General features: G+C 60.3%; 10 protein-coding genes and 1 pseudogene. 2 read left to right on the forward strand and 9 right to left on the reverse strand.

Annotated elements, in window-relative coordinates:
- Window positions 1–5: 5 nt before the first annotated feature.
- The 6 genes from L085_RS10230 to L085_RS10255 all read right to left on the reverse strand — a co-directional run bounded on the left by L085_RS10230 (window position 6) and on the right by L085_RS10255 (window position 6,339).
- On the reverse strand, window positions 6–986 hold the full coding sequence (locus tag L085_RS10230; RefSeq protein WP_015378750.1) for a glucitol/sorbitol-specific PTS transporter subunit IIBC: 981 nt from the start codon (window positions 984–986) through the stop codon (window positions 6–8).
- Window positions 987–1,001: 15 nt separating this feature from the next.
- Window positions 1,002–1,550 carry a PTS glucitol/sorbitol transporter subunit IIC gene (locus L085_RS10235; RefSeq protein WP_004941528.1) on the reverse strand — a complete coding sequence of 183 codons (549 nt, stop codon included), beginning with the start codon at window positions 1,548–1,550 and terminating at the stop codon, window positions 1,002–1,004.
- Window positions 1,551–1,786: 236 nt separating this feature from the next.
- Entirely contained in the window at window positions 1,787–2,836 is a 1,050-nt protein-coding gene (gene fbaB / locus L085_RS10240; protein ID WP_015378749.1) for a class I fructose-bisphosphate aldolase, read from the reverse strand.
- 260 nt (window positions 2,837–3,096) lie between these two features.
- Window positions 3,097–4,002: a lipid kinase YegS gene (gene yegS / locus L085_RS10245; RefSeq protein WP_044030681.1), complete on the reverse strand. Its 906-nt coding sequence runs from the start codon at window positions 4,000–4,002 to the stop codon at window positions 3,097–3,099.
- 467 nt (window positions 4,003–4,469) lie between these two features.
- Entirely contained in the window at window positions 4,470–5,822 is a 1,353-nt protein-coding gene (gene yegQ / locus L085_RS10250; protein ID WP_004941558.1) for a tRNA 5-hydroxyuridine modification protein YegQ, read from the reverse strand.
- A gap of 178 nt (window positions 5,823–6,000) precedes the next feature.
- Window positions 6,001–6,339: a YegP family protein gene (locus L085_RS10255; RefSeq protein ID WP_004941561.1), complete on the reverse strand. Its 339-nt coding sequence runs from the start codon at window positions 6,337–6,339 to the stop codon at window positions 6,001–6,003.
- Between the two features lie 337 nt (window positions 6,340–6,676).
- On the opposite strand from L085_RS10255, the gene L085_RS10260 reads away from it, so the two are divergent.
- A complete protein-coding gene (locus L085_RS10260) occupies window positions 6,677–6,940 on the forward strand; it encodes an AbrB/MazE/SpoVT family DNA-binding domain-containing protein (RefSeq protein WP_004941563.1) in 264 nt (87 codons plus the stop codon).
- A 3-nt stretch (window positions 6,941–6,943) separates the two neighbouring features.
- Window positions 6,944–7,333, forward strand: coding sequence for a type II toxin-antitoxin system VapC family toxin (locus L085_RS10265; protein WP_021504433.1), 390 nt, complete (start codon window positions 6,944–6,946; stop codon window positions 7,331–7,333).
- A gap of 7 nt (window positions 7,334–7,340) precedes the next feature.
- Here L085_RS10265 and baeR read toward each other — a convergent pair whose 3' ends face one another.
- The 3 genes and pseudogenes from baeR to mdtD all read right to left on the reverse strand — a co-directional run bounded on the left by baeR (window position 7,341) and on the right by mdtD (window position 10,867).
- Window positions 7,341–8,057 carry a two-component system response regulator BaeR gene (gene baeR / locus L085_RS10270; RefSeq protein ID WP_015378739.1) on the reverse strand — a complete coding sequence of 239 codons (717 nt, stop codon included), beginning with the start codon at window positions 8,055–8,057 and terminating at the stop codon, window positions 7,341–7,343.
- A pseudogene (baeS, locus tag L085_RS10275) lies at window positions 8,057–9,440 on the reverse strand (two-component system sensor histidine kinase BaeS). Before baeS ends, baeR begins: the two are co-directional and overlap by 1 nt.
- On the reverse strand, window positions 9,437–10,867 hold the full coding sequence (gene mdtD / locus L085_RS10280; RefSeq protein WP_044030682.1) for a multidrug transporter subunit MdtD: 1,431 nt from the start codon (window positions 10,865–10,867) through the stop codon (window positions 9,437–9,439). Before mdtD ends, baeS begins: the two are co-directional and overlap by 4 nt.
- Between the last annotated feature and the right edge of the window lies 1 nt (window position 10,868).

Raw genomic sequence — 10,868 nt, forward strand, 5'->3', positions numbered from 1 at the left:
TCATGCTATTGATAAATAAAGGCCGAGGCGGCCCAGGCGATCAGGACCGTTGGCGCGCCGGTCAGAAAGCGGCCAACCAGCACTGAAGGCACGCCGACCCGTACGGTGTCCTGTTTGGCTTCCGCCAGCGACAGGCCGACCGGAATGAAATCACAGGCGGCCTGCGCGTTGATGGCGAACAGCGCGGGCAGCGCCAGCTGCGGCGGAATATGGCCGAGGCCGATCTGCACCCCGACCAGCACGCCGATCACCTGGGCGATGACCGCGCCGGGGCCGAGGAACGGCGACAGCAGCGGGAATGAACAGATCAGCGCCAGCGTCACCAGGCCGATCGGGCTGTTGGCCAGCGGCGTCAGGCCGTGAGCGATAAAGTCCCCGAGGCCGGAGGCCATGATGATGCCGATCAAGGCCGAGACGAACGCCATAAACGGCAGAATGGTCTTCAGCACGGTGTCGATAGTGTCGCGCCCAGCCTGGAAGAACACCGCCACCACCGATCCCATGCCCATGCCGACCTTCGCCAGCAGCCCGTCGCTTTGCTCGGTGATCTTCTTGCTGGTGTCGTAGTCGCGCGCCTTGGGCGGCGCGGCAACGGCGGCGGCGGGTTGGCTATCTGCCGCTTCGATTCGGTTGATGTTGTGGTCGCGCACGCCGGAGACATAGATGTCTTCGAGGATAAACTGCGCCAGCGGGCCGGACTGACCGGTGGCATGGATATTGACCGTCGGAATGCGGCGTTTCGGGTACAGGCCGCAGCGCAGGGTGCCGCCGCAGTCGATCACCGCCACGCCGATCTCTTCCGCCGGCGGTTCGCCCTCTTTGAAACCGTCGACGGCGGGCCAGCCGGTCAATTCGCTGAGGCGATCGACGATGGAAGGCCGGGTGCCGGCGGTGATGTACACCACTTTTTTGCCGGGTTCGATCGGCAGTTCCAAAGGGCCGCCCCAGCCGCTGGCGCCTTTTTCAATACGGATATAAGCACTCATGCTGCACTCCACGAATTAAAGTTGCACCTGGCGATCCAGACGGATGCCCATCTTGCGTTCGAACAGGCTGGTGGTCAGATCGGTGACCCAGCCGCGGAAGAAGTTGGTGAACAGCCCCACCAGGAAATAGCTCACTGCCAGCGGGCCGAGCGGCAGGCCGAGGGTGGTCAGGCCGCTGGCGATGCCGAGGTAAACGAACAGCTCGCCGGGGTTGATGTGCGGAAACAGGCCGTTCATCGAATGGCAGCTGTAGGAGGCTGCCGCGTAGTAGCTCGGCTTGTATTTCTCCGGCATGAAGCGCCCCAGGCTGAGGGTCATCGGGTTGCAGAAGACAAAGGTGCCGATCAGCGGCAGCAGCAGATAACGCGAAACGGGGTTGCCCGCGCAGCGCTGCGCCAATCGTTCGATACGTTCCTGGCCAACAAATTTGATCAGCGCGTTCATGATAACCAACAGGCTGATCAACAAAGGCAAAATGCCGGTCACCATGCCGACAAACACTTCACCGCCTTTCTGAAACAGGCCGATAAACCACTCGGCGCCGTGGGTGATTAGCTCAATCATTATGTTCTCCTGTAATGGACTGTTATGGCCTGGAGCGAACGGCGGCTCTGTCGCCATGGGCCTTACAGTAGTCACTTTGTTGGGCTATTTGTTTTAAATAGATCACAGTTTGAAAGATAAATATTTTATTTTGAAAGTTTAAAGTGAAAGAAAGAGAAGGTTGGCGGCGTCGGGTTTAGGGGAACGGGCACAAAAAAGCCCGGCGAACCGGGCTTTGGGACAGGCGGTCCGTCACATCAGGCGATGGTGACCTTCTTGTCCAGATAGGCATCTTGCACGGCGTTGATCAGCGCTACGCCGTCTTTCATCGATTTCTTGAAGGCTTTACGCCCCAGGATCAGGCCCATGCCGCCGGCGCGTTTGTTGATCACCGCGGTGCGCACCGATTCCTGCAGATCGTTCTCACCGGCGGCGCCGCCGGAGTTGATCAGCCCGGCGCGGCCCATGTAGCAGTTGGCCAGCTGGTAGCGCACCAGATCGATCGGGTGATCGGTGGTCAGCTTGGTGTAGACGCGGTCGTCGGTATAGCCGAATTTCACCGCGCGGTAGCCGCCGTTGTTTTCCGCCATTTTCTGTTTGACGATGTCGGCGCCGATGGTGGCGGCGATGTGGTTGGCCTGCCCGGTCAGATCGGCGCTGGAATGGTAGTCCACGCCGTCTTTGTTGAACGCCGGGTTGCGCAGATAGGCCCACAGCACGGTGACCATGCCCAGCTCATGCGCGCGCTCGAAGGCGATCGAGATCTCTTCGATCTGGCGGCGCGACTGCTCTGAACCAAAGTAAATGGTGGCGCCGACCGCCACTGCCCCCATGTTGAACGCCTGCTCGACGCTGGCGTACAGGGTCTGGTCGTACTGGGTCGGATAGCTCAGCGTTTCGTTGTGGTTGAGTTTGACCAGGAACGGAATTTTATGCGCATAGCGGCGCGATACCGACGCCAGCACGCCGTAGGTGGAGGCGACGCAGTTACAGCCGGCTTCAATCGCCAGCTCGACGATGTTCTTCGGATCGAAATACAGCGGGTTGGCGGCGAACGAGGCGGCGGCGGAGTGCTCGATGCCTTGGTCGACCGGCAGGATAGACAGATAACCGGTGCCGCCCAGGCGGCCGTGGTTGAACAGGGTTTGCATCGAACGCAGCACGCTGTTGGGGCGGTTGTTATCGATCATTACGCGGTCGACGAAGTCGGCGCCCGGCAGGTAGAGATTCTCGGCGGGGATAGTGGTACAGCGGTGTTGCAGCAGATCTTCCGCTTCCTTTCCTAGCAACTGCACAATATCAGTCATGATTCACTCCCGATTAAGCTTCTTCATACACCGGCAATGCAAGGGTTTTTGACCACCGGCGCAGTAAAAAGCGGTGATTGAAGCTGTAAAGCGATGCTACCGAACTTGCTCCGGCAAGGACAAACAATAGATGCGATTGAGAGGAAATGCCATTTGCGTGGCCAAATACGCGGGGGCGATCGCCCCCGGCGCGTTAAGTGCTTGATTGTTCGATCTCGCCTGCCTTGGCGTTCCGAGTGGCGAGCGGGCGCAGAGCCGGATTAGCCCAGCAGGGCGCAGTTCGGCGGCAGGCGGCATTCGATGGCCTGCGGCACCACTTCGATGCGGAAATGGCGGCCTTTGAGCGGCTCGCCGTCGAGGTTGAAGGTCATCTCATGTGGCGCGTCGATCTCGAGCCACGGCAGCGCGGCGCTGAGGATGCTGTTGCTCTCTTCGTCGTTGAACAGGGCGGCGACCAGCGCCGGCAGCAGTTCATCGGCGATCAGCAGGCGCAGCTGCAACTGCCCGTCGTTAATCAGCGCGTTGGGGCACAGTTCCTGGCCGCCGCCGGCCTGTTTGCCGTTGCCGATGCCGATCACCAGCGCTTCGCCGGCCCAGCGGAAGTCCGGCCCGCGGATTTCACAGCGGTCGGCCTGCAGCGTATCCATGCGCAGCAAGCCGTGAACGAAGTAGGACACGCCGCCCAACGCCGCTTTCAGCTTCTCCGGCGTTTCAGTGGTGATACGGGTGCCGAAGCCGCCGGTGGCCATGTTGATGAAGTAGCGCTCGCCGTTGACCTTCGCCAGATCGATCGGCACTGAACGGCCCTTGATCGCCAGCTGCAGCGCCTGCTCGGGCGAGAGGGGAATGTTGCAGGCCATGGCGAAGTCGTTGGCGGTGCCGAGCGGCAGGATGCCCAGCGCCGGCCGGTTGTGCGCCGGCAGCTGCACCAGCGCGGCGGCCACTTCGTTGATGGTGCCGTCACCGCCGCCGGCGACGACGGTGCCGACGCCGAGCTGCGCGGCTTCCCCGACATAGCGCGCGGCATCGCCGTGCTCCCAGGTGACGCGCACGTGCAACGTTATCTGTTCTTTGCGCAGCCGGTTGACCGCCTGACGCAGCTCTTCGTTACCGGCGCCTTTGCCGTTGATGATAAGCAGGGCGGACGCATGTGAGTGTTGAGGCATTGCCGATATCCTCCGGCGGAAAACCAAGAATGCCTCAAGATAAACCAGCTGCCGCCACCAGGCCATCAGAATATTCAGCTAATTCCGGTTATTTGCCGACGCTCAGTGAATATGAAGCAATGCGAATTTATCTGAATTTTACGCAGAAATAAGCGAAGTGTTAAAGAAGCGAGGATTAATCGCTGTAGCGTTATTTATATATCGAAGCGGCGTGATTATTATTATTAAAACGGATAACGGGAATAAGTTATGGAAATAGGCATGGTGGAAAAAAATAGGCGCACCCATAAAGAAAAAGCCAGCCCAAGGGAGATTGGGCCGGCTAAGGAGGTGGTTCCTAGTATTGCTATGCAAATATTTTCGTTGTTCGTTTTAAGCAGCGTGATAGTAACCAAGCTGCGCGCGCATTGATGTGATCCAATTCTAATATTTGCTAAAAATCGCCGCCGAATGACGGCGATTCATTTTTATGCCCCGGCGCTATTTTCTTCCGCCAAATTGCGGATCAGCAACGCATAATTGAGATCGATATCCTGCGGGATCGGCAAATAAACGATATGGCCGTTGCCCGGCGCCACCTCAATCGATTCGCCTTTCTTATTTTGCATGCTCTCGAGGGTGAACACCACGTTGCCGCCCGGCGTCATCATTTCGACGCTGTCGCCGAGCGCGAACTTATTCTTCACGTCGACTTCCGCCCAGCCATCACGGCGCACGCCGGTGAATTCGCCGACGAACTGCTGGCGCTCGGAGAGCGAGGAGCCGTAGTCGTAATTCTGCTGCGCTTCGTGCACGTGGCGGCGCAGGAAGCCCTCGGTATAGCCGCGGTGCGCCAGGCCTTCCAGCGTGGTGAGCAGGGTCGGATCGAACGGTTTGCCGGCGGCCGCGTCGTCGATGGCGCGGCGATAGACCTGAGCGGTGCGGGCGCAGTAGTAGAACGACTTGGTGCGCCCTTCGATCTTCAGCGAATGCACGCCGAGCTGCGTCAGACGCTCCACGTGCTGGATGGCGCGCAGATCCTTGGAGTTCATGATATAGGTGCCGTGTTCGTCCTCGAAGGCGCTCATATATTCGCCTGGCTTTTGCGCTTCAGACAGCATGAACACCTTGTCGGTCGGCGCGCCGATGCCCAGCGTCGGCTCGACGGTTTGCACCGGGATCGGCTCGTGCAGGTGCACGATATTGCCGGTGTCGTCCTCTTTGCCTTCCTCCGCTTTGTACTGCCAGCGGCAGGCATTGGTGCAGGTGCCCTGATTGGGGTCGCGCTTGTTGATGTAGCCGGACAGCAGGCAGCGGCCGGAGTAGGCCATGCACAGCGCGCCGTGGACGAAGATCTCCAGCTCCATGTCCGGCACTTCGGCGCGGATCTCGGCGATCTCTTCCAGCGACAGTTCGCGCGACAGGATCACGCGGGTCAGGCCCATTTGCTTCCAGAACTTTACCGTCGCCCAGTTAACGGCGTTGGCCTGCACCGACAGGTGGATGTCCATCTGCGGGAAGGCTTCGCGCACCATCATGATAAGGCCGGGATCGGACATGATCAGCGCATCCGGGCCCATATCGATAACCGGCTTCAGATCGCGCAGGAAGGTTTTCAACTTGGCGTTGTGCGGGGCGATGTTCACCACCACGTAGAACTTTTTGCCCAGCGCATGCGCTTCGTTGATACCCTGCGCCAGATTCTCGTGGTTGAACTCGTTGTTGCGCACCCGCAGGCTGTAGCGCGGCTGGCCGGCGTAAACCGCATCGGCGCCGTAGGCGAAGGCGTAACGCATATTTTTCAGCGTGCCGGCCGGGGAGAGAAGTTCTGGTGTAAACATAGTGTGTCTCGGTCTGATTTCAGGTCAGCACCACGCCACCTGATGGCGCAGTAAAAGCGGGGGATTGTAGCCGCAGCGCGGCAAGAAATCAGCAGTTAACCGGATTTATTCAAGGGAGATTGATCCCGGTCAAACGGAAAACGCGCGGTGGCCGCCACCGCGCGGGTGAAACGGGGGATCAGGCGCTCAAATCGCGGATATCGGTGGTCGGGCCGTTTTTTATCACCGACTGGATACCGTTTTTGGCCGCGCTTTCGGAGCTGTACATTTCGCTGACGCCGATCACCTGATGGTTCTTGGCCTTCAGCACAAAGTAGGGCTGATTGCTGGCGCTGTGCTTCAGTTCGTACTGCGCTTCGTGCGGTGAATTGGTCTGCACCGAGGCGATGCCGTTCTCCGCCGAGGCTTTGCTGGCATACATCTCGCTGGCCAGAATGATCTCGCCGTTACTGGCTTTCAGGTTGAAGTGGTACTGTCCGTTCTTTGCTTTTTTCAGCTCGTAATGACCGATTGCCATGGTTCTTCTCCTGTAGGTTCCGATTCGTGATGTAAGTGTAGCCAATCGCTTGAAAATCGGCGGCTAAACCTCACAGCAGCTTAGTTGAAAAAATGCGCAGTTTTTTTGCGCCGGCGCGGAGTTTTCGCCCGAGAGGCACAGCGCCGCACGGGAAGCTAAGGGAGAAGGCGTGATTGCGCAGTGCGCCGCATAACGAGGGGAACAGGGTGTCACCCCGTGAGATTGTGCGTTACTGTTTGGCCGTTTCGTCAATGTGGATGAAAAATGAGCGATACATCTTGGCATCGACACGCTACAGGCATATGCTTTGGCCTATGCCTGCTGTGGAGGTATCGAGATGGAAAGGATCGCAAAGCTGTTTAAAAACGGCAGAAATCAGGCGGTGAGGTTACCGGTGGAATTTGAATTTGATACGGATCGTGTCTATATCCGTCGCGATCGGGAGGGCAACGTGATTTTATCCAAATATCCGGCAAAGCCGGACAGCTGGGCACCGCTGCTGAGCATTATCGCCCAAACGCCGGTGCCGCAAGAGTTTCTTGGCGCGGAAGATCGTCAGCAAGGGGTTGCCGACCGCGATCCCTTCTCAGAGGAAGAGTAGGCGATGTACATGTTTGATACCAACACCGTCAGCCACTTGTTTCGGCAGCATCCGCAGGTGCTTAACGTCATGGAAAAGCTCCCGCCTTCTGCCGTATGTATTTCCAGCGTCACGGAGGCGGAACTTCGTTACGGTGTGGCTAAACGGCGGAACAAGGCGTTGCAAAGCATGGTCGAGGCCTTTCTTGCTGCGGTGACGGTCTATGCATGGGATAGCGAGGCCGCCCGCTGCTACGGTGAAATGCGGGCAAACATGGAGAGAAAGGGCAAAATCATGGGCGCGATGGATCAACTGATCGCCGCTCACGCGCAGAGCCGTGGCGCGACGCTGGTGACCAACGATCGCGCATTCGCCATGGTGCCCGGGTTGGCGGTTGAAGACTGGACGCGCTGATTTCCCCCTAAACCCCATTCATCAGCCGGCAGGGCTCGGCTTCCCAGCGGTAGCCCACGCCGTATACCGAGCGGATAAAGGATTTTTCCCCATCGATCAGTTCCAGCTTGCGGCGCAGGTTTTTGATGTGGCTGTCGATGGTGCGGTCGGTGACCACCCGGTAGTCGTCGTACAGGTTGTTCAGCAGCTGCTCGCGTGAAAACACGTTGCCCGGCTGGCTGGCCAGCGTTTTCAGCAGGCGGAACTCCGCCGGCGTCAGATCCAGCAACTGCCCCTGATAGCTGGCCTGGAAGCGCGGTTCATCGATATGCAGCAGGTCATCTTCCCGCGCGTTCTCCTGTGGCCGATAGCTGCGGCGCAGGATGGTTTTCACCCGCGCCACCACTTCGCGCGGGCTGTAGGGTTTGCAGATGTAATCGTCGGCGCCGATCTCCAGCCCCAACAGGCGGTCAATCTCTTCAATTTTCGCCGTCACCATCACGATGGGCACGTCGCTGAAGCGGCGCAGCTCGCGGCACACCGTCAGGCCGTCGGCCCCCGGCAACATCAGGTCGAGCAAGATCAGCGCCGGCGGATGCTGGTGCACGGTCGGCACCACCTCATTGCCATTGGTCAGCCAGCGGGTGGCGTAGCCCGCCGCCTGGAGATAATCCACCAGCAGCTGGCCCAGCTTGGGCTCATCTTCAACAATCATGATCTGCAGGGGTTGATTCTGAATGTCCATCAGGGCGCCTTATTTTTTATCGGGGTAGCAAATTCTACTGTAATGCGCACGCCGCCTAAAGGCGAATGCTCGGCGCGGATTTTCCCGTCGTGCGCTTCCACGATGTTGTGGCAGATCGCCAACCCCAGCCCGGAACCGCCGCTGGCGCGGTTGCGTGAACCTTCCGCCCGGTAGAAACGTTCGAAAATGCGCGTTAGTTGCTGATCGCTGATGCCCGGCGCGCTGTCCTGCCAGTAAAGAAGCAGCCGCCCCGGCTGCAGTTCGACGCCGATCTCCAACCGGCCGCCGGCGTCGGTGTAACGCAGGCTGTTTTCCAGCAGGTTATTGAACAGTTGGTTCAGGCGATCGGGATCGCCGAACAGCGGCGCCTGGGCCGGCAGATGGGTGACGATCTCCAGCCCTTTGGCGCGGAAGCGTTCGCGAAAGGCGGCGACGGCGATCTGCACCAGGTGCACGCAGTCCACCGACGCCTTGCGGTAGGCCAGCGCGCCGAGATCGGAGAGCGACAGCTGGTGCAGGTCGTCGACCAGCTTGGTCAGGGTGGATACCTCGGCCTGCAGCGAACTGAGCGACGCCGGCGTCGGCTGGCGCACGCCGTCCTGCAGCGCCTCCAGTTCGCCGCGCAGCACTGCCAGCGGCGTGCGCAGCTCATGTGATACGTCGGCCATAAAGGCGCGGCGCATCTGCTCGTTTTTTTTCCAGCGAGGTGGCCAACTGGTTGAAGTCGTGCGCCAGCCTGCCCAGTTCATCCTGGCTGCTGACCGCCACGCGGGTGGTGAAATCGCCCGCCGCCAGGCGGTGGGTACCCGCCACCAGGCGCTTGACCGGGGCCAGCATGCCGCGCGACAGCAGCCAGGTCACCGCCGCCGCCAACAGGGTGGAGAGCGCGACGATAATCCAGCTGGTGCGCCGCTGCTGGCGATCGAAGTTGATGTCGGTATTGCGCGTCAGGCGCTCGACCGGGGTGGTGAGCACCCAGCCGACGATCTCGTTGTTGTAGCGGATCGGGTGGCGCGGCCCCTCCTTCGGCAAGGGGCCCGAATGCCCGACCAAGCGATTGAACTGGCTGTCCACCACCCAAAACTGGGTGCGCCACCCCTTGGGCGGCAGATTGTGGCTGCTGTCGCTATTCTGCTCGAACGAACGCATGATCTGGTAGACCACCTGATCGTTATTGCGCAGGAATATCCAGTTGCCATGATGGCTGTACTGTTCTTCCAGAGCTTCGCTCAGCATGTTGATGCGCTGCTCGTTGCTGCTCTTGATGTAATCGATAAAGCCGCGCTCAAAGCTGACGCGCACCCCCCAATGCATGGTGATCAACACCAGCATGCAGGTAGCGAAAATGGCCAGGAACAGTTTTCCGGTAATGCCTATCCTCATTGCAACCTCGTTGAGCCGGTACCCGGCTCTTTGGTCAGCGTGCGGTTGGGCGCGCTATCGGCCGGCACGCGCGCGAAGGCCAGCGCGGGCAGAGCGATAATCAACGCCATACAGCCGTAGCTGTAAATAAATGCGCTGTGGATGGCCGGGCTATCGGCCACCACCTGGTGATGGGCGAAGCTGCCGATCAAGATGCCGGCGACGCTGACGCCGAGGCTCATCGACAGCTGCATGACCATCGACAGCAGGCTGTTGCCGCTGCTGGCCAGTCGGTCCGGCAGATCTTTCAGCGTCAGGGTGTTCATCGCCGAGAAGCGCAGTGAGTTGATCATCCCCTGGAAGAACAGCACCACCGGCAGCAGCCACAGCCAGCCGAGCATCGCCGCCAGCAGGAAGCTCAGGCTGACCAGCGCCAGCAGCAGCGTGGCGGCCACCAGCACGTTGCGGTAGCCGAAGCGGTTGACTACCTGCACTACGATGCGCTTCATGCCCATGCTGCCGATGATCATCGGGATCATCATCAGCCCGGCGTGGAACGGCGAGAAACCCATGCCCACCTGCAGGAACAGCGGCGTCATGAACGGCAGCATGCCGCTGCCGATGCGCCCCAGCAGGCTGGCCAGCAGCCCGATTTTGTAGGTCGGGGTGCGCAGCAGCCGCAGCGAGAACAGGGCGCGGCTATTGCCGTTGGCATGCCAAACATACCCCAACAGCGCCGCTGCGCCCAGCGCCACCAGGCCGGCGATGGCGCCGCCGGACAGCCCCATGCCTTTATGGCCGTCGAGCGCCAGCGTCAGCGACGCCATGCCGATCGCCAGCAGGATAAAGCCGCTGAGATCGAAGCGGCGGGTCTGCATTTGGTAGTTGGGCATCAGCAGCAGCGTGGCGATGGCGCCCACGATGCCCACCGGAATATTGATCAGGAAAATCCAGTGCCAACTGGCGTATTGCACCAGGAAACCGCCCAGCGCCGGCCCCATCAGCGGGCCGATCTGGCCCGGCAGCGTCACGAAGGTCATCGCCGCCATGTACTGCTCGCGCGGCACGATCTTCATCACCGTCAGGCGCCCGACCGGCACCATCATCGCGCCGCCGACGCCCTGAATCACGCGCGAGGCGATCAGCTCGTTCAGGGTTTCCGAGCGGGCGCAGAGGAGGGAGCCGAGGGTAAACAGCACGATGGCGCTGAAAAACACCCGCTGTACGCCGATCTTGTCCGCCAGCCAGCCGCTGGCCGGCAGCGTCACCGCCACCGTCAGCACATAGGAGACGATCACCGACTGCATGCGCAGCGGGTTCTCCCCCAGGCTGGCGGCCATTGAGGGCAGGGCGGTGTTGACGATAGTGGTATCCAGCGTCTGCATAAAGAAGCCGAATGCCACTATCCAGAGTTGCCAGCGTACCGTGGCGGTGTGTTTCATCAGCATC

Source organism: Serratia sp. FS14, assembly GCF_000695995.1.
Lineage (GTDB): Bacteria > Pseudomonadota > Gammaproteobacteria > Enterobacterales > Enterobacteriaceae > Serratia > Serratia nematodiphila.